Annotated in this window: 20 protein-coding genes; 8 read left to right on the top strand and 12 right to left on the bottom strand. The window is 67.3% G+C overall.

Annotated features, from left to right (window positions below):
• Window positions 1-140: 140 nt before the first annotated feature.
• Window positions 141-614, bottom strand: a complete 474-nt coding sequence (locus LDO54_RS28815; protein WP_224014426.1) for a hypothetical protein — start codon at window positions 612-614, stop codon at window positions 141-143.
• Between the two features lie 346 nt (window positions 615-960).
• Window positions 961-2,232: a cyanate transporter gene (locus tag LDO54_RS28810; RefSeq protein WP_224014425.1), complete on the bottom strand. Its 1,272-nt coding sequence runs from the start codon at window positions 2,230-2,232 to the stop codon at window positions 961-963.
• A gap of 177 nt (window positions 2,233-2,409) precedes the next feature.
• Here LDO54_RS28810 and LDO54_RS28805 point away from each other — a divergent pair, with 177 nt between their 5' ends.
• Window positions 2,410-3,144 carry a GntR family transcriptional regulator gene (locus LDO54_RS28805; protein ID WP_224014423.1) on the top strand — a complete coding sequence of 245 codons (735 nt, stop codon included), beginning with the start codon at window positions 2,410-2,412 and terminating at the stop codon, window positions 3,142-3,144.
• A 25-nt stretch (window positions 3,145-3,169) separates the two neighbouring features.
• Here LDO54_RS28805 and LDO54_RS28800 read toward each other — a convergent pair whose 3' ends face one another.
• A complete protein-coding gene (locus tag LDO54_RS28800; protein ID WP_065057692.1) occupies window positions 3,170-3,385 on the bottom strand; it encodes a hypothetical protein in 216 nt (71 codons plus the stop codon).
• A gap of 140 nt (window positions 3,386-3,525) precedes the next feature.
• Complete coding sequence (locus LDO54_RS28795; protein ID WP_224014421.1) at window positions 3,526-4,170, bottom strand: glutathione binding-like protein; 645 nt, start codon at window positions 4,168-4,170, stop codon at window positions 3,526-3,528.
• 187 nt (window positions 4,171-4,357) lie between these two features.
• On the opposite strand from LDO54_RS28795, the gene LDO54_RS28790 reads away from it, so the two are divergent.
• From LDO54_RS28790 to LDO54_RS28780, 3 genes are all read left to right on the top strand, one after another.
• Window positions 4,358-4,552 (top strand): DUF1653 domain-containing protein, encoded by a 195-nt coding sequence (locus LDO54_RS28790; RefSeq protein WP_373681580.1) that lies wholly within the window; start codon window positions 4,358-4,360, stop codon window positions 4,550-4,552.
• 59 nt (window positions 4,553-4,611) lie between these two features.
• Entirely contained in the window at window positions 4,612-4,806 is a 195-nt protein-coding gene (locus LDO54_RS28785) for a YqaE/Pmp3 family membrane protein (protein WP_065057694.1), read from the top strand.
• A 150-nt stretch (window positions 4,807-4,956) separates the two neighbouring features.
• Window positions 4,957-5,364 (top strand): hypothetical protein, encoded by a 408-nt coding sequence (locus LDO54_RS28780; protein ID WP_224014420.1) that lies wholly within the window; start codon window positions 4,957-4,959, stop codon window positions 5,362-5,364.
• A gap of 210 nt (window positions 5,365-5,574) precedes the next feature.
• On the opposite strand, the gene LDO54_RS28775 is transcribed toward LDO54_RS28780, so the two are convergent.
• Window positions 5,575-5,832, bottom strand: coding sequence for a DUF4148 domain-containing protein (locus LDO54_RS28775; RefSeq protein WP_224014418.1), 258 nt, complete (start codon window positions 5,830-5,832; stop codon window positions 5,575-5,577).
• A 351-nt stretch (window positions 5,833-6,183) separates the two neighbouring features.
• Here LDO54_RS28775 and LDO54_RS28770 point away from each other — a divergent pair, with 351 nt between their 5' ends.
• Window positions 6,184-6,471, top strand: coding sequence for a DUF4148 domain-containing protein (locus LDO54_RS28770; protein ID WP_224014416.1), 288 nt, complete (start codon window positions 6,184-6,186; stop codon window positions 6,469-6,471).
• A 100-nt stretch (window positions 6,472-6,571) separates the two neighbouring features.
• Here the strand turns inward: LDO54_RS28770 and LDO54_RS28765 are convergent, their stop codons facing one another.
• The 3 genes from LDO54_RS28765 to LDO54_RS28755 all read right to left on the bottom strand — a co-directional run bounded on the left by LDO54_RS28765 (window position 6,572) and on the right by LDO54_RS28755 (window position 10,232).
• Window positions 6,572-6,847, bottom strand: a complete 276-nt coding sequence (locus LDO54_RS28765; protein ID WP_224014520.1) for a 2Fe-2S iron-sulfur cluster-binding protein — start codon at window positions 6,845-6,847, stop codon at window positions 6,572-6,574.
• Between the two features lie 98 nt (window positions 6,848-6,945).
• Window positions 6,946-8,106: a VIT1/CCC1 transporter family protein gene (locus tag LDO54_RS28760; protein ID WP_224014414.1), complete on the bottom strand. Its 1,161-nt coding sequence runs from the start codon at window positions 8,104-8,106 to the stop codon at window positions 6,946-6,948.
• Between the two features lie 95 nt (window positions 8,107-8,201).
• Window positions 8,202-10,232, bottom strand: a complete 2,031-nt coding sequence (locus LDO54_RS28755) for a sigma-54-dependent Fis family transcriptional regulator (protein WP_224014412.1) — start codon at window positions 10,230-10,232, stop codon at window positions 8,202-8,204.
• Between the two features lie 18 nt (window positions 10,233-10,250).
• Here LDO54_RS28755 and LDO54_RS39320 point away from each other — a divergent pair, with 18 nt between their 5' ends.
• Window positions 10,251-10,775, top strand: coding sequence for a DUF2964 family protein (locus tag LDO54_RS39320; RefSeq protein WP_436975709.1), 525 nt, complete (start codon window positions 10,251-10,253; stop codon window positions 10,773-10,775).
• A gap of 421 nt (window positions 10,776-11,196) precedes the next feature.
• A complete protein-coding gene (locus LDO54_RS28745) occupies window positions 11,197-11,490 on the top strand; it encodes a DUF1488 domain-containing protein (RefSeq protein WP_224014410.1) in 294 nt (97 codons plus the stop codon).
• A gap of 146 nt (window positions 11,491-11,636) precedes the next feature.
• On the opposite strand, the gene LDO54_RS28740 is transcribed toward LDO54_RS28745, so the two are convergent.
• The 4 genes from LDO54_RS28740 to LDO54_RS28725 all read right to left on the bottom strand — a co-directional run bounded on the left by LDO54_RS28740 (window position 11,637) and on the right by LDO54_RS28725 (window position 15,481).
• The gene (locus tag LDO54_RS28740; RefSeq protein ID WP_224014408.1) at window positions 11,637-12,170 is read right to left on the bottom strand and encodes a cytochrome b; all 534 of its coding nucleotides are present in this window, start codon (window positions 12,168-12,170) and stop codon (window positions 11,637-11,639) included.
• Between the two features lie 216 nt (window positions 12,171-12,386).
• Window positions 12,387-13,688, bottom strand: a complete 1,302-nt coding sequence (locus LDO54_RS28735) for an NCS2 family permease (RefSeq protein WP_224014406.1) — start codon at window positions 13,686-13,688, stop codon at window positions 12,387-12,389.
• A 427-nt stretch (window positions 13,689-14,115) separates the two neighbouring features.
• The gene (locus LDO54_RS28730) at window positions 14,116-14,379 is read right to left on the bottom strand and encodes a DUF4148 domain-containing protein (protein WP_224014404.1); all 264 of its coding nucleotides are present in this window, start codon (window positions 14,377-14,379) and stop codon (window positions 14,116-14,118) included.
• A gap of 100 nt (window positions 14,380-14,479) precedes the next feature.
• On the bottom strand, window positions 14,480-15,481 hold the full coding sequence (locus tag LDO54_RS28725) for an AraC family transcriptional regulator (RefSeq protein WP_224014516.1): 1,002 nt from the start codon (window positions 15,479-15,481) through the stop codon (window positions 14,480-14,482).
• Between the two features lie 258 nt (window positions 15,482-15,739).
• On the opposite strand from LDO54_RS28725, the gene LDO54_RS28720 reads away from it, so the two are divergent.
• On the top strand, window positions 15,740-16,873 hold the full coding sequence (locus LDO54_RS28720; RefSeq protein ID WP_224014402.1) for an acyl-CoA dehydrogenase: 1,134 nt from the start codon (window positions 15,740-15,742) through the stop codon (window positions 16,871-16,873).
• The last annotated feature ends 6 nt before the right edge of the window (window positions 16,874-16,879 follow it).

The raw sequence follows: 16,879 nt of genomic DNA, 5'->3' as shown, positions 1-16,879 counted from the left end.
ACATCTCCTTGACATGGGATTCGGCCCCGCACCGCAAGGTGGCGGGGCCGCTTTTTTTGTGTCTCGGGAGAGGGCCAGGCGAGGAATGCGCGACGGATGCGGATCGACTGCGCGGCTGATTGCGGTGCTTACTGCGCTGCTTACTGCGGCGCGCGCGAAGCGGCGGATTGAAGCGTCGTGGACTGCGTGGCAGGCTGCATCGAAGCACGCGCGACAGGCACGGTCGGCAGCGCCATCAGCGGACTTTGCGCGCGGCGAGCGGGCACGGCGTAGTTGACTTGCAGCACGTTGCCGTCGGGGCCGATCTGCGGCGGAATGGCGGGCAGCGTGCCCGGTTCCGGCTTCGTGAGCATGGGTGTGGAGCCCGGCATGACCGGCACGGTGGGTGCCGGGTCGCGCAACGCCGGTTCGGCGATCTTGCGGGTGCCGAGGCGGTCGTTATTGGCGAGCTTGTGCTTCGCGCCGTGATGCGCGTGCGCTTTCTTGTCGGTCCTCGCGGGATGCGCGCCGGGCGTTCTCGCCTCGGGCGGATTCCAGATCTCGATGTAGTGTTCCCCAGCGAGCGCGGTGGATGCGAGGGCGCACAGCAAGCTCCCCGTCAAGATGAATCGCACGTCGTGATCTCCGTTTTGATGAACTGCCCCGCCTGACCGCACCGGCCCCGCAAAGCGCGGGCTGGCGGGCACGCCCGAAGGCGGCGGTGCCCGGTACGGCAACCGGGCGGCACGGATGGCCGGCTGCACGCACTGTACATTCGTACAGCGGTGAATGCAAACGTTTGAGGGAAAAGCGCGCGTCGCTGTTGCGTGGAAGCGCCGTGTATGCGGGCACGGCGGCGGGATGGTTTTTTTTCGAATTTTTTTGTGCGCCGGATAGCCGCCAGGGCGCGCCTGGCGGGATCGAGCGGGGATCGATCAGGTATCGAATCCGCCTGGCTCGGCTTGGCCGTGTCGCGCAGCCTCAGACGGCGTCGAGCGACGCCGAACCGTGAATGCCGAGCCAGCGTCCATAGCTGCGCGGCGAGAACGCGAGCGTGAGCACGATCATCGCGGTGATGGAGACGGCGAGCATGATCCACGCGGCGGTGAAGCCGCCGGTCAGGTCGCGTACGCGTCCGGCCACGAGCGGCGCGAGCGCGGCGATTACGAAGCCCAGCCCCTGCACGAACGCGACGAGCCGCGCCGCGATACGGTGATCGCCCGAATGATCGAGCGCGGTGACGAGCGTGACCGAGAAGGTGCCGCCGAGGCCCGCGCCCGCCGCCGCGACCCACAGCAGCGGCGCGGCTTCGGGCCAGGCCGCAAGGCCGACCACGCCGATCCACTGCGCGCAGAGCCCGGCGATCAGCCACGGACGGCGGTCGGCGAAGCGCGCGGCCGCGAGCGGCAGCAGCAGCGCGCTGGCGGCCTGGAACACCGTCATGGCGGCGAGCAGCGAACCGCTCGCTTCGACGCTCGCGCCGTGCTGCTGGTAATACGCGGGCAGCCACGCGACGAGGCTCGTATAGCCGCCGTTCACGAGGCCGAAATGCAGCCCGAGCGTCCATGCGCGGCGCTTGCGCCAGACCGGCACGGGGGCGGCGGATTGCGCCGCCGTGCTGGCCGGAGCCGTGCCCGCGTCACGACCGCGCCGATTTCCCCGATTCAGCCAGAGCCACAGGCCGAGCGCGGCCACGGCGGGCAGCGCCCAGACCGCGAGCGCGCCGTGCCATGAATTTCCCGCACGCGCGACGAGCGGGCTCAGGCTCGCGCCGAGCCCGCCGCCACCCATGATCGACGCCGAAAAGAGGCCCATCGCGAGCGGCACGCGGTGGGCGAAGCGCTGCTTCATGACGGCGGGCAGCAGCGCCTGGATGGCCGCGACGCCCGCGCCCGCCGCGACGGCGGTGAACATCAGCGCGCCGCCCGACGCCGCGAACGCACGCGCACCGACCGCCGCCGCAATCGCCACGAGGCCGAGCGCGACGCCGCGCGTGTCGCCGAGCCGGCGCGCGAGCCAGCCGGTGCCGAATGCGCCGAGTCCCATCGCGACCACGGGCAGGCTCGTGAGCAGCGACGCGCCCGAGAACGACAGTCCGGTGTCGTGGCGGATGGTCGCCATGAGGGGACTGATCGACGTGAGCAGCGGCCGCAGATTCAGGCCGATCGCGACGATGGTCGCGTACCAGACGAGCGCGGCGGCGCCGTCCGGCTGCGACGGCGAGGAACGTGAAGGGGCGGAGCGAAGCGTCATGCGGTCAACCTTATCGGCGATATTTGGTTGACCATTATACAGAACGATTGTCAACAATCTGGCGGGTCACGTGATACCCGGTATCACGCAGCCGCCGCGCACGGCGTTGTTTCGCCCGTTAGCGCGCGTCGCTACAATGCCGCCTGGTCCCGCACGTCACCCGATCCGCACGCACACATGGCATCCCGAACCCGCACGGCCGAGCCGGCCCTCCCATCTCCACCCGACGACGACGCCGACGACGTCGAAGCGCTCGTCTACGCCTCGATCAATTCGGCGCTGCTGCAAGGCAAGCTCGCGCCGGGCCAGCAGCTCGTCGAGCGTGAGCTCGCGGCCGCGTTCGGCTGCACGCGCGGCGCGCTGCGCAAGGTGCTCGCGCGGCTCGGCTACGAGGGCAAGCTCGTGCTGGAACCGAATCGCGGGGCGTTCGTGCCGTCGCCGTCCGAGGACGACATTCGCGCGGCGTTCCGCGCGCGGCAGGTGGTGGAGGCGGGCGTGGTGATCAGCTTGTGCGGGGCGCTCGATGCGGGCGCGCGCCGCACGCTCGCGGCGCACGTGCGCAGCGAAAAGAAGGCACTGCGCGATGGCCGTATCGACGAGGCGGTGCGCCTCGCGGGCCAGTTTCATCTGGTGCTGACGGAGATCGCGGGCGGCGCGGCGCTGGTGGCTGCGCTCGCGCAGCTCGTCGCGAAGACGGAGCTTTACAAGGCGCTGTTCGATCCGAGCAAGGGCACGACTTGCGCGCCCGACGAGCACGCGCAGATCATCGCCGCGCTCGAAGCGGGCGAGCAGGACGCCGCGCTCGCGACCATGCGCGAGCATCTGGCGGAGATCGAGACGCGCGTGGTGAACCAGGCGCGTGCGCGCGCGGGCCGCGACCTGAAGGCGGTGTTCGCCGGGCTGGCGGAGTAAAGGCGCGAACGCGCGCCGATTGTGCTCAGCGCGTTTCGGCCACGCGCCGGTTCAGCTCCTTGGTCGCCGCGAGCGGAATGCGCGCGTCGTCCCAGGTCGCGAGCCATTCGACTTCTTTCGAAGCGAAAATCTGGCCGTGATTGCGCAGCGCGTATTGCAGCGAATCGATGATGTGATTGCGGATGATCTCGGGCGTATGCGGATCGTCGAGTACGGTGCGGAAAGCTTCGAGCGTGGCCATCGCGATGGTTCCAGCGTGTGTGGCGATTAAGCGGTTATCGCACGACAAAAAGTCGGATGCCAGCACGCCAAAAAAGTCTCGTGAGATGTTTGCAATGGTGATTCGCCGATTTGCGGCCTTCGCGCAGATCGTTGCTCCGGTCATTTTTTCTGTTCGCGTTCGCGTTTGAAAATTTCCAGTTCCTCGGCGATCGCGCGCGCGACGGCGGGACGCGCGCGCATGCGTTTCGCGTAGTCCGCGACGGCGGGCCAGCGCGCGAGATCGATGCCTGCGTACGGCGCCCAGTTCAGCACGGTGACGAGATACGCATCGGCGACGCTGAACGCATCGAGCAAATACGCGTGCGTCGACAGATGCCGCTCCAGCCGGCCGAAACGCAGTTCGACCTTGCTGAGCGCGTAGTGCTTCACGGCCTCCGCCGTATCCGTGGCGAGCAGCGGCACGAACACGGCCTTGTGCAGTTCGGTGCCGATAAAACCGAGCCATTGTTGCAGGCGGGCGCGCTCGCGCGTGCCGGCGGGCGGCGCGAGTTGCGCCTGCGGAAAGCGGTCGGCGACCCACTGGAGCACGGCGGAATTTTCGGTCAGCGTCCAGCCGTCGTCCTCGCGCAGCACCGGCACCTGGCCGAGCGCATTCACCGCGAAGAAGTCGCGGTCGTCCGCCTTGTCGTCCACTATTTGTTTGGACTGCGTATCGACCTGAATGAAGTTCGCGGACGCGTTGGCCTCATAGAGCGCGATGCGCGTGGCGAGCGAGCAGGCCAGCGGGGAGAAGTAGAGATCCATCGTCGTCCTCCGTGGTGGTTCTTCGTGAAGGTCTTGCGTTCGCGAAAACGAGCGCATCACGCGTGCCGCGACGCTGAGCCTCGCGCGCCGATTGGCGTATCAAGTCCATCTCACGCGTATTCCGTTGATACACTACGCCGATCGCGCCGCGAACGTGGCGGCGCTATCTACGAAAGAGGATATGACGATGGTGCGTTACCGGCACTACAAAGGCGGCATCTACGAACTGGTTTGCGAAGCGACGCTCGAGTCCGATCCGTCGGTCACGATGATCGTCTATCGCGCCGCGAACGGTACGATCTGGACGCGGCCCGAGTCCGTGTTTTTCGAGCTCGTCGAAGTCGACGGCGCGCTCGTGCCGCGCTTCGCGCCCGTCAACTGAACGGTCAACTCAACGCGCAATTTTTCGCTGCTCATCACCACTCACGAGGTTCGCAGAATATGCGTCTACTGATTGCTCTGGTCTTGCCCTGGTTGCTGTTCTTCACGATTGGCCGTCCGCTCGCGGGCATCATCTGTCTGATCCTGCAGATCACGCTGATCGGCTGGATTCCGGCGGCCATCTGGGCTGTCTATTCGCTGAGCCAGTATCAAACCGATCGCAAGATCAACGACGCGTTCGGCCGCCGTAATTAAGGCGCCGTCGAGTCGAGGCTGATTCGACGCGTCGCGCGGTTGCATCCGCGTGGTGACATCCGCGCAGTTACATCCGTAATGCACGCTCACAATTCAGCGAGAACTTAAGACTGAATCGACTTTCTTACATAAAGGAAAGGAGATTCGGCAATGCTCAAATATGCGCTGATGGTGGGCGCCATCGCCCTGCTCGCGGGGTGTGCCGTGGCGCCAGGTTACGGCTATGGATATGGCTACGGCCAGCCCGGTTACTACGACTATGGTTATGCGCCGGGCTATGCCGCGCCGGCTTACGGCGCCGTGAATATCGGCATCTGGGGCGGCGGTGGTGATTACTACCGCGGCGGCGGCGGCTGGCACGGCGGTCATGGCGGACCGCCTCCGGGCGGCTGGCATGGCGGTCCTGGCGGCGGACGTGGTCCCGGCGGGCCGGGTGGTCCTGGTGGACACGGCGGAACGTGGGGCCCGCCCGGCGGCGGAGGTGGCGGTCACGGCGGTGGTGGAGGTGGCCACGGCGGTGGCGGCGGTCACGGCGGCGGAGGCGGCGGGCATCGCTAAGCCGCTGCGCGGTTGAGCGGTCGTGATCGCTAGAGGAAAGCCTCGATCGATCACCGCCGCGTGTCGCCTTCGCGGCAGTCGTGGCCCAACGCGCGACCCCGACCCAACAAGCAGCCCAAAAACAATCAGGCCCGCCGCTCGAAAGAGCGGCGGGCCTGATTCACATCGGCACGTGGACGCTGTCTGACCTGTCAGCGCCCGCGTCGAAACTTATTGACCCGACTGCGACGTGCCGGTGGTCGACGGACCGTAAGCCGTGTTGGCCTTTTCGGCCGCGATCTTGGCTTCGGCAGCCTGAATGTTTTCCGGGTAGTGCATCCAGTCGCTCGGATCGTAGCCGGCGGCGCGCAGTTGCGCGAGTTCGGCGCGGACTTCAGCGCGCGTGACGGGTTGTTGCGACTGGGCGAACGAAACCGCCGGGGCGGCGACGATGGCGGCGATGGCTACAGCCTTGAGAAGCGATTTCATAACGTTGACCTCCGGGTTCTTTTTAGCGGGCCGGCGTGACGCCTTGACCCATGCCGACAATGTAGGCGCTCGGAGGGCTAGGGTAAATACCTACAAAACGAATTCAGTGTTGTCCTGGCGACAACAATGGCGCCGAACATTCCTCTGATTATTTCCACAGGCGCTTAATAAAAATTTTATTTAGGTGTCAGATCATTGCGGATCGCGGTGTGGATTATTGCGAAATCCGCAACTGGAAATCGCCTGATTCGCCATATATCCAGAACGGGCGCTTGCCTAGAATCCACTCAACGCTCGATGCCGGCACGCAAGCCGCGACAGCCGGGCGATTCCAACAATCTGGAGGTCATCATGAAGTCGCTTGTTCAAGCCGTTGTCATCGCCACTGTCTGTGCCGCCCCGCTGGCCGCGTTCGCGCAGTCGGACCAAGGTCTCACGCGCGATCAGGTGCGCGCCCAGCTCGTCGAATTCCAGCAAGCCAGCCGCAACCAGAACGCCGGTGCCGGCGTCGCGGCCGCGCCCGTCACGCAAGGCAACAGCGCCTACGGCGGCGTGAGCAGCACGTCGATGGCCGGTGCGGGCTACGTCTCCGAAGCCGCGCGCAAAGGCCCGCAATCGGTGTACTTCGGCGGTCAATGACGCGCCGGGCGAAGCGCTTTCGCCCCGTACAGCAAAACCGGCCCGCGATCGATCATCGCGGGCCGGTTTTTTTCATGGATCGGAATAATCGGCGCCGAAGTCACGCCATTTCGGCGTCGGGCACGTCGAGCACGAGGTCGGTGAGCGCGACGGCCACGCAGGTCAGCACGTCGCCCTGGGCTTTTTCCTCGCGCGAGAGGCCCGGCCATTCGATCGTGTAGCGGATTTCGCCGCTGACGACGCGGCACAGGCAGGTGCGGCAGGTGCCGTTGCGGCACAGTCGCGGCAGGCGGACGCCCGCGAACGACGCCGCTTCGAGCAACGTTAGCTCGGGCGGCGCCTCGAAGCTCGCGCCGAGCGGCTCCACGCGGACCATCGGCACGGGCGTCGCGACGTGTGCGGAAGCAGGCGCGGATGAGGGGAGAATGCGCGCTTCGCTGTCCTGCGCGAAGCGATCGTCGTGCTCGTCGGCGCTCATGATATCGATACCCCGAGCAGGCGCCCCGCGCCCGCCGTGAACGCGGCGGCGACGAGGCCGATCGCGATTTGCCGCGCCGCCGAAAATGCCGCGCTGCGTCCGTTGAACAACGACGTGAACACGCCGACCGCCGCGAGCCCGAACGCGCTCAACAGCACGCTCTGCACGATCGCCGCCGTGCCGTGCGCCCACAGAAACGCCGCCGTCGGAAACGCCGCGCCGAGCGAAAACAGGCAGAACGACACCGCCGCCGCCGACCACGGATTGCCGCCCAGTTCCTTCGGATCGATGCCGAGTTCCTCGCGCGCGAGCGTGTCGAGCGCCTCGTCCTTGTCGCGCATGATCTGGGCGGCGACGCGGCGCGCCTCGTCGGCGTCCACGCCCTTGGCTTGGTAGATCAGCGCGAGTTCGTGGCGCTCGGCGTCGGGCGTGTGTTCGAGCTCGTCGGCTTCCTTGGCGAGCTGCGTGCGCGCAAGTTCGCGCGCGTTGGTCACCGAGAGCCATTCGCCGAGCGCCATCGAGCACGCGCCCGCCACGAGGCCCGCGAGTCCCGTCAGCAGGATCGTGCGGCTCGCGCTGCCCGCACCCGCGACGCCCATGATCAGGCAGAAGTTCGAGACGAGCCCGTCGTTCGCGCCGAGCACCGCCGCGCGCAGGTCGTTGCCCGAGGTCGCGCCCTTGTGCCATGACTCGGCCGCCGCGATCTGTTCGCCTTTCGTGCGGCCGCCGCGTGTGCCGTCTGTATCACGCGTGCCGCTCTGGCGCTTGCTCGCGACCATCGATTGCACGATGGCCGCGTGTTCCTGTTCCTGTGCGGAGAGCGTTTCCGCGCCGGGTTCGCGCGCGTAGCGGTCGCGGTCCGCGTATTCGGCGGCGGCGACGGTCGGCAGCACGAGCGATGGCCCGAACGTGCGCGTGAGCGTTTGCAGGAGGCGCGTTTTCGCGCTGCGCCGATGCGTGCGCACCGGCACGCCGTTGGCCGCGAGCTTGTCGCGCCAGATCGCGGCGTGCTCGCGTTCGGAGGCGGCGAGTTCCGCGTAGATCGCGCGGCGGCGCGCGTCCTGCTCGCAGGCGCTGAGCGTGTCGTAGACGGCGGCGCTGTCGAGTTCGTCGGCGAGATTGCGCCGGTAGCGTTTGAGTTCCTGGGCGGAGGCCATGTCGCGCGGGGGAAAAGCGTTGTCGCGAAGCTTACCCTGGCGGCGCGCGCGTGCCGGCGTTCACGGTATCGACAGGCGCGCCGGACGCCGCGCGGCTAGCGCCGCCGCAGATGCCGGTACACCGTGTTGCGCGCGAGCCCGAGTTCGCGCGCGGCGGCGGACACGTTGCCGCTGTGGCGCGTGAGGGCGTCGTCGATCAGATGCGCCTGCCAGTCGGCCAGACGTTCGGGGCGCGTATCGGGGTTATCGTCGTGATCCTCGGCGCTCGCGTCGTGCGGGGTCGGCGGATCGGCCGGGTCGAACGCGCAGTCGGCGAGCAGATCCTCGGGCAGATGCGCGATGTCGATGGCGGCCTCGCCCTCGGCGAGAATCGCGGCGGTGCGCAGCACGTTCGCCAGCTGACGCAGATTGCCCGGCCAGCGGCAGCGCGCGAAACACGCGCGCACGGCGGGCGTCAGACGCGTGGGCGCGTCGGGCACTTCGGCGCGCACGCGCGCGAGCACGCGGGCGATCAGCACGTCGAGATCGCTGCGTTCCGCGAGCGGCGGCAGCGTCACGGCGAGCCCGTTGATGCGGTAGTAGAGATCCTCGCGGAAGCTGCCCTCGGCGATCATCGCGCGCAGATCGCGGTGCGTCGCGCAGACGATGCGCAGATCGACCGGGATCGCGCGCGCGCCGCCGAGCGGCACCACGGCGCGCTCCTGCAATACGCGCATCAGGCGCACTTGCTGGGCGAGCGGCATGTCGCCGATTTCGTCGAGAAACAGCGTGCCGCCGTGCGCCTGCACGATCTTGCCGGGACTGCCGCGCCGCCGCGCGCCGGTGAACGCGCCATCCTCGTAACCGAACAGTTCGGCTTCGATCAGCGAGTCGGGCAGCGCCGCGCAATTGAGCGCGACGAAGGGCGCACCGCGTCGCGGCGAATCCTGATGCAGCGCCCGCGCGAGCCATTCCTTGCCGGTGCCCGTGCGGCCGAGCACGAGCACGGGGATGTCGCGGCCACGCACGCGCGCGACGCGTTCGAGCACGGCGGACATGCGCGCGTCGCCGGTGTCGAGGTCGGCGAACGTGGGCTGCCATGCAATTTCGGCGGCGGTTTCCGTGGCGCGTGCGCTCGACGGTGCGGGCCGCGCGGCATCGCGTGCGGCTTGAGCCGCCTGAGCCGCTTGAGCCGCTTGAGCCGCCTGCGCGGCTCGCGCCGTGTATGTGGCGTTCGCGGCGGACGACGGCGCGCCGAACCCCGATGCGCCCGGCGTGCCGCGCGCCACCACGCGCACGCCGCTCGGCAGCGTCAGCGTGACGGGTTCGCCGCGCGCGCTGGCGAGCTGCTGCATGAAGGCCGCGAAGGGCTGGCCGAACAGCGCGTCGAAGCCGCTCGACTGCAAGGTGGCAAGCGGCGAGCCGAACTGGAACAGCGCGCTGCGGTTCGCGCAGAGCAGCGTGCCGTCGGCGGCGAACGCGGCGAGTCCTTCGTAGAGCGTGCCGATGAATTCCGCGCGCGCGTGAAACTGCAGCCGCACGGACGCGGCGAATTCGATGTTGAACAGATGGTTCTCGATCATCTGCGCCGACATGCGCACGAGCGCGAGCGTGTGCTTGTGAAAGCCGCGCGATTCGCCGCTCACGTCGAGCGCGCCGAGCGTGCGGCCCCACGGATCGGCGATCGGCGCACACGAGCAGGTGAGGATATGATTCGCGCGCAGGAAGTGCTCGCCCGCATGGACGATGGTGGGCTGGGCGTCGACGAGCGCGGTGCCGATCGCATTGGTGCCGCGGTCGCGCTCCGACCACGAGACGCCGGGACGCAGCGCCACGCGCCGCGCCTTCTCGACGAAATCGGTGTCGCCGAGACTGTGCAGGATCACGCCGTTGCGGTCGGTGAGCAGCACCATGCTTTCGGTATCGACGATCTGCGCGTGCAGCGCGTCCATCACGGGCCGCGCCTGGTGATAGAGCGTGTGATTCGCGTCGAGCAGGTCGCGCAGGTCCGCGCCGCCGAGCGGCTGAAAGTCGGGCGCCTCGCCCGCGCGCAGGCCGAGCGCGAGCGAGCGCGCGTGCGCCTGGGCGATCGTGTCCGCGCGCGCCGCCTCGGGCGGCTTGACGGTGACGGAGGGGCGTCGGGTCACTCGTGTCTCCAATCTTGTGTGGCCGCGCTGCGCCGCAACAAGCCGGCGCGCGCCGTGATGCCTCGCCTCATGGTACAGGAAGGGCCGCGTGCGCCACATCGGGGCGAATCCGGGCAAACCTGGGCGATCGCGGACGATGGCGGGCACATCGCGGACACATCGCCGACAGGTCAGGCAGGCGCTGCGCACGTGCGGCTTGCCTTTGCGCACGCGAGTGCCAGGATGAAGGAAGGGACGCGCGTCGAGCGCGTTCCGGCGGCGGCGCAGCGGGCAGGTCGGGCAGAAATGATTTCGCGCCGTCGCGGCTCCCTTGGGGAGTGCGTCATGGTTCATGGCGAATTGAGGATCCTGGTGGCGGCGCTCGCCGTCTTCGTCGCGCTGGCGGGTCTCGCGGCAGCCATTCACGGCCTGCTTTTCGACAAGCACGATGTCGTGGTCTACGGACTGGCGACGGTGGCGGGCGGCATCGCCGCGTTCGTCGTCATGCTGACCGTGCATCCGAAGGATCTCGAAATCGAGCATCGCCAGCATCGCGAGTCGTAACGTCTGGAGCGGCCGCGTTCGCGCACGCTCGTCGTTGCGATGCAGCATGCGCCCGCGTGATGCGGGTGCGGGAGTGGACGTTTGTGTGCCGATTGTGCGCGCAACGGCGCGTCTATCGGCCTGCAATCGCGTTTGCGGGGTTTTGTTGCAGCGCTTTCGGTCCCACGCACGCATCGGCCTGCTGCGCACGCGGCGAAAATCGGGCCGCGACGAAGGTTTCGCCCGTGTGACAAAGTCGTCCTTGCGGGCCGCAGGAAGTGTCCTAAAGTGAATCCAATCAACCGCCGCAAACGTGTCGCGCAAGACGGCATCCGCGGCGGTTGATGTGTTGTCCCGCGCGCAAGCCGAGGAGGAGCAACAAGTCGTGACGAGCAGTCATTGAATGCGCGGCCCGCTGAACCTCTCAACCTGAGGCATTCCCATGCAGATCCAGTTTCCGAATGAAGTCCCTGAGTATTCGGGACGCGCACTGACGTTGGCGTTTCCGGCGATGATCGATGGGGAAAGGGTGGAATGTACGATCACGGCGGCGGCGCTGGAAGATCACTTCGGCGCGGCTTCTCCGCGTGCCGAGGACATGCTCGACGCGTTCGATCATCATCGCGAGAGCATCGAGGCGGTCGCGCGCAGGCTGCTTTCCGAAACCCGCGCGCAGTGCCTGACGCTGCGCAGCGGTTACGTGCGTTTCGTGCAGGCGCACGGCGCACGATCTTGAGTTGAGTGAGCTTGTCTGAGCGCGCGATGCGCTGAAACCCACCCATCGCCTCTGCACGCCGGACGCCTTGCGCCGGCGCTTCATCACGCCACGCGCCCCTCTTGCGGGCGCGTGGCCGTTTTGAGCCGTCGTTTTTTGAACCGTCGTTAAATCATGCGCCGCAGCGTGTTGTCGCGGAACACCAGATGGTGCCCGATGGCCGCGAGCGCATGCACGCCGATCACCCAGTAGAACGCATTGCCGATCAGTTCGTGCGCCTCCTTGATGAACTGGCGCGCGACGGGATCAGCGCCCACCAGCACGATCTGCAGGTCGATGCCCGCGAGCGTGACCGGACGCCCGGCGGTGTTGATCATCAGGATGCCGAGCAGCGGCTGCACGAAGATAAACAGATAGAGCGCCAGATGCACGAGCCGCGAGAGAAACGTGAGCACGCGGTTCGAGTCGATGTCCTGCGGCGCGCCGTGCCAGAGCCGCCACAGGAGCCGCAGCACCGCGAGCGCCAGCACGAGCGTGCCGCACCAGAAATGCACGTTGCTCCAGAATGCGCGGCTGTCCGAACCTTTCGGCCCGCGTATTTCGATCGCGAGATAGGCCAGCGCGACGAGCAGGAAAATGATCCAGTGAAAGAAGATGGCGGGCTTCGAATAGCGTTCTGCGGCGGCGGGATAACTGGCCACGGACGGCTCCTTTGTGCGGGGATCGTTCTGGTGTGAATTCCGTATGATAAGTAGCCCGCGCGGCGGCGTGCGGCTGCATGACCGTTTAGCTTGACGTGGCTACCGAAGATTTGCCGCGAAGCCCCGTGACGTAAACGCAAAACGGGCGGCCCACAGGCCGCCCGTTTCATTCGAGACGCTGTCTCTATCGCGTCTATCGCCTCTATCGCGCCGGCATCACTCGCCGCCGAGATAGAAGTAACGGAACAGGAACACCGCCGCGATGATCCAGACGATCAGGCGCACGTCGCGCAGACGGCCCGTCAGCAGCTTCAGGCCCGCGTACGAGATGAAGCCGAACGCGACGCCGTTGGCGATCGAGTACGTGAACGGCATCGCCAGCGCGGTCAGCGCGGCGGGCACGACTTCGGTGGCGTCGTCCCAGGGCAGGTCGGCCAGTTCGCGCAGCATCAGGCACGAAACGTAGAGCAGCGCCGGCGCGGTCGCGTAGGCGGGCACGACGCCCGCGAGCGGCGCGACGAACAGGCAGGCGAGGAACAGCACGGCCACGGTCAGCGCGGTGACGCCCGTGCGGCCGCCCGCTTGCACGCCCGAGGCGCTTTCGATATACGCCGTCGTCGACGAGGTGCCGAGCACCGAACCCGCGAGAATCGCGGTGCTGTCCGCGAGCAGCGCGCGGTTCAGTCGGTGCATCTTGCCGTGCACGAGCAGGCCCGCGCGGTTCGCGACGCCCATCAGCGTGCCGGTCGCGTCGAACAGTTCGACGAGGAAGAACACCAGCACCACGTTCAGGATGCCGGTCGAGAGCGCGCCCTTGATGTCGAGTTGCGCGAAGGTCGGCGCGATCGAGGGCGGCGCCGAGAAGATGCCGTGGAACTGGTTGCCGCCGAAGAAGAACGACAGAACCGTCACACCCACGATGCCGATCAGGATCGCGCCGCGCACCTTGAGCACGTCGAGCGTCACGATCACGAAGAAGCCGATGATCGCGAGGATCGTGTGCGGATCGTGCAGGTTGCCGAGCGCGACCAGCGTGGCCGGATTGCCGACGATCACGCCCGAGGTCTTGAGCGAGATGATCGCGAGAAAGAGGCCGATACCCGAGGTGATCGCCACCCGCAGCGAGTGCGGAATCCCGTTGATGATCGCCTCGCGCACGCGCAGCAGCGTGACGATGAAGAACAGGCAGCCCGAGATGAACACGGCGCCGAGCGCGGCTTGCCACGTGAAGCCCATGCCCTTGACCACCGCGTACGCGAAGTACGCGTTCAGGCCCATGCCGGGCGCGAGCGCGATCGGATAGTTCGCGTACAGGCCCATGATGATCGACGCCAGCGCCGCGACGAGGCAGGTGGCGACGAACACCGATTCCTTCGGCATGCCGGCGTCGCCGAGGATCGCCGGGTTCACGAAGATGATGTAGGCCATCGTGAGGAAGGTGGTGAAGCCGGCGAGCACTTCGGTGCGCAGGTTCGTGCCTGCCTCTTCGAAGCCGAAATAGCGTTTGATGGCGTCCATGAAGGTTGGGCCTTGAGATTCGAGCAGTGGATTTGTTGTTGGGATCGGCGTCGGCGGACGGGCGGCGGAGCGCATCCGGGTCGCGCGGATCGTGTGGTTGAAGCGGTTACGGGCGGGATTGTAAACAATTGTCCGCGCCGCGCCGAAATGCCGACGCGAATCGCGTGGAAGCGCTGCAACAGTGCGTGCTGTAAGGATAGAAAGGGATGCGCGCGCAACTTCCCTGCGGCGGGAAGCCCGGCGAAAAAAGGGGCAAAAGCGTTGGAAAAAAACGTGGGGTGAACCGAGACGAAAATCGCGATCGATCAGGGCGCGCGAACAGCACAACACTCACACGCCGGGCCGTCTGCGAGGAGCGGACCGTCATTCCCGCTTTCGGCGGGTCTGGCGCGCGGGCGAATGCCGTGGCGCGCCTGCACGTGAGCGCTTACTGCACCGATTGCGGCATGACACCCGTTGCGTGTGCCGCGCGGCGTTGCGCGACGATGGCGCCCGCGCGCTGCGCGTTTTCGGGGTAATCGATCCAGTCGAGCGGATCGTAGCCTGCCGCGCGCCACTCGACGAGATCGGCGCGGACTTGCGCGCGCGTCATCGGCTGCGAGGGGTCGTAGGGCTGCGCGGAGGCCGGCAGCGAGGCGAAACAGCACGCGGCGGCGAACACGCCAAGCGCGGCACGTGAAAGGGAAGTCATGATACGTCCTTTCGTCTTAGGGATAACCCTTAAAAGTATAGGTGCTATCCCGATAATCGAAAGGGATGATTGAGCCTTTCGTTATGCCGCGTGAATGTCGTCAGCCCCGCCCCGCGCCGCGTTCACGGGATTGGCGGTATTCGCCGGGGCGCATGCCGGTCCACTTGCGGAAAGCCCGGTGAAAGGCGCTCGGTTCCGCGAAGCCGACGGCGGCCGCCACATCGGCGACCGCGCGCGTGGGGTCTTGCAGCGCGGCCAGCGCGAGGTCGCGGCGCAACTCGTCCTTGATCGTCTGGCAGCGCTGGCCTTCCTGATGCAGCCGCCGCCGCAGCGTCGCGGGCGCGACGTTGAGCAGGCGCGCGATGGCGTCGGCGTCCGGCCACGCGCTCACGGGCAGGGCGCGCAGCGCGCGGCGCACACGCGCCGCGAACGCGCCCGGATTGCGGTACTTCACGACGAAATTGCCGGGCGCATTGCGCAGAAACGCGCGCGCCGAGCTAGCCGTCTGGATCACGGGCAGATCGAGAAATGCGGGCGCGAGGTCGAACCACGATTCGGGCTGATCGAAGCCGATGTCGTCGCAGATCATCGACTGGTATTCGTGCGCGTCGGCGGGCGGCGCGCAGCGAAAGCGCGCCGCCGCCACCGGAATGCGCCGCCCGACCAGCCAGCTCAGCAAGCCGTAGACGAGGATGAACCACGTCGCGTAGGCGAACATCGCGGGCGCGCGCACGCCCGCGCGATGCACGAGCGTGACGCGCACGCGCGTGGCGTCGATGTCGATCTCGCCCGCGAGGTCGTCGAGCACGAGGCGCATGAAGTGGACGGTGCGCTGCAACGCCTGGCGGCCCGTGCGCGCGCCGAGCGCCGCGTGCGTCATCGCGACGAAGCTGCCGCTTTTCATGGCGTGCGAATCCTGGCCGAAGAATTCGTCATCGAGTGCGCGCGCGATGCCCGACCACAGCGCGCCGTATTGCGCCGCGCTGATGCGCGCGCGCGGCGCGTCGAGCTGGTCGGCGCCGATGCCCGCGGCATCGAGAACCGGCGATACATCGAGTCCCTGGGCACGCGCGAGCGCCAGCGTCTCGTTGACGAGACTCATCGCAATCGTGCCTTTTTCGCTCACTCTGCTGGTTTTCCCTGACTGCAAGGACTGGCCTCCGGTGGGGTTGTCGCAGACGATATGGTAAATCCGCTCAGTCAGTTTGATCGTGGCGGGCATCGAACGCCAGTGCGCCGATGCCTAAACTTTTCGCGAGCCTTGCAGCGGTGCGCGGCCGGGGCCACAGTGGCAGCAAGGCTGTGGACGACGCCGATCCACGACACGCGCCGCGCGGCACGAGACACGAAGGGGACAAACATGGACGAGTTCTATACCGAAGACCAGCGCATGATCCGCGACGCGGCGCGCGATTTCGCCACGGAGCGCCTCGCGCCCCACGCGGCGCAATGGGACCGCGACGCCAGGCTGCCCGACGAGGTGGTCGCGCAACTGGGCGAACTGGGCCTGCTCGGCATGATCGTGCCGCAGGAGCAGGGCGGTTCGTACACCGACTACGTGGCCTATGCGCTCGCGATGGAGGAGATCGCGGCGGGCTGCGCCTCGTGCGCGACGCTCATGAGCGTGCACAACTCGGTCGGCTGCGGCCCGATCCTGCAATACGGCACCGACGCGCAGAAGGACCGCTGGCTCGCGAAGCTCGCGAGCGGCGAGATGATCGGCGCGTTCTGCCTGACCGAGCCGCAGGCGGGCTCCGAGGCGAACAATCTGCGCACGCGCGCCGAGTTGCGCGACGGCCAGTGGGTGCTCAACGGCAACAAGCAGTTCGTGACCAATGGCGCGCGTGCGAGCCTCGCGATCGTGTTCGCGGTCACCGACCCGGACGCGGGCAAGCGCGGCATTTCCGCGTTCGTGGTGCCGACCGATACGCCGGGCTTCAATGTCGGGCCGCCCGAAAAGAAAATGGGCATTCGCGCCTCGGACACCTGTCCGATTGCCTTCGTCGATTGCGCGATTCCCGAAGCGAATCTGCTCGGCCAGCGCGGCGAGGGCCTGAAAATCGCGCTCTCGAATCTCGAAGGCGGGCGCATCGGCATCGCGGCGCAGGCGCTGGGCATCGCGCGCGCGGCCTTCGACGCGGCGCGCACCTACGCGCACGAGCGCGTGCAGTTCGGCGAGCCGCTCATCAAGCATCAAAGCGTCGCGAACATGCTGGCGGACATGCACACGCGCATCAACGCCGCGCGCCATCTCGTGCATCACGCGGCGCGCCTGCGCACGCTCGGCAAGCCGTGTTTGTCGGAGGCTTCGCAGGCCAAGCTCTACGCGTCGGAAATGGCCGAGGAAGTGTGTTCGCACGCGATCCAGATTCACGGCGGCTATGGCTTCCTCAACGACTATCCGGTCGAGCGCCATTACCGCGACGCACGCATCACGCAGATTTACGAGGGCACGAGCGAAGTGCAGCGCATGGTGATCGCGCGTCAGCTTTGACGAAGC

This window comes from Paraburkholderia tropica, from assembly GCF_914484835.1.
GTDB classification, from domain to species: Bacteria; Pseudomonadota; Gammaproteobacteria; order Burkholderiales; family Burkholderiaceae; genus Paraburkholderia; species Paraburkholderia tropica_A.
Note: the sequence above shows the minus strand (reverse complement) of the source record. Positions and strands in the feature narration are given on the sequence as shown.

Coding starts and splice junctions, on each gene's coding strand:
- LDO54_RS28720 (WP_224014402.1), top strand. CDS start 15,740: ATGGACGAGTTCTATACCGAAGACCAGCGCATGATCCGCGACGCGGCG.
- LDO54_RS28810 (WP_224014425.1), bottom strand. CDS start 2,232: ATGACGCTTCGCTCCGCCCCTTCACGTTCCTCGCCGTCGCAGCCGGAC.
- LDO54_RS28760 (WP_224014414.1), bottom strand. CDS start 8,106: ATGGCCTCCGCCCAGGAACTCAAACGCTACCGGCGCAATCTCGCCGAC.
- LDO54_RS28745 (WP_224014410.1), top strand. CDS start 11,197: ATGCAGATCCAGTTTCCGAATGAAGTCCCTGAGTATTCGGGACGCGCA.
- LDO54_RS28795 (WP_224014421.1), bottom strand. CDS start 4,170: ATGGATCTCTACTTCTCCCCGCTGGCCTGCTCGCTCGCCACGCGCATC.
- LDO54_RS28725 (WP_224014516.1), bottom strand. CDS start 15,481: ATGAGTCTCGTCAACGAGACGCTGGCGCTCGCGCGTGCCCAGGGACTC.
- LDO54_RS28770 (WP_224014416.1), top strand. CDS start 6,184: ATGAAGTCGCTTGTTCAAGCCGTTGTCATCGCCACTGTCTGTGCCGCC.
- LDO54_RS28775 (WP_224014418.1), bottom strand. CDS start 5,832: ATGAAATCGCTTCTCAAGGCTGTAGCCATCGCCGCCATCGTCGCCGCC.
- LDO54_RS28790 (WP_373681580.1), top strand. CDS start 4,358: ATGGTGCGTTACCGGCACTACAAAGGCGGCATCTACGAACTGGTTTGC.
- LDO54_RS28735 (WP_224014406.1), bottom strand. CDS start 13,688: ATGGACGCCATCAAACGCTATTTCGGCTTCGAAGAGGCAGGCACGAAC.
- LDO54_RS28765 (WP_224014520.1), bottom strand. CDS start 6,847: ATGGTCCGCGTGGAGCCGCTCGGCGCGAGCTTCGAGGCGCCGCCCGAG.
- LDO54_RS28800 (WP_065057692.1), bottom strand. CDS start 3,385: ATGGCCACGCTCGAAGCTTTCCGCACCGTACTCGACGATCCGCATACG.
- LDO54_RS28785 (WP_065057694.1), top strand. CDS start 4,612: ATGCGTCTACTGATTGCTCTGGTCTTGCCCTGGTTGCTGTTCTTCACG.
- LDO54_RS28730 (WP_224014404.1), bottom strand. CDS start 14,379: ATGACTTCCCTTTCACGTGCCGCGCTTGGCGTGTTCGCCGCCGCGTGC.
- LDO54_RS28780 (WP_224014420.1), top strand. CDS start 4,957: ATGCTCAAATATGCGCTGATGGTGGGCGCCATCGCCCTGCTCGCGGGG.
- LDO54_RS28805 (WP_224014423.1), top strand. CDS start 2,410: ATGGCATCCCGAACCCGCACGGCCGAGCCGGCCCTCCCATCTCCACCC.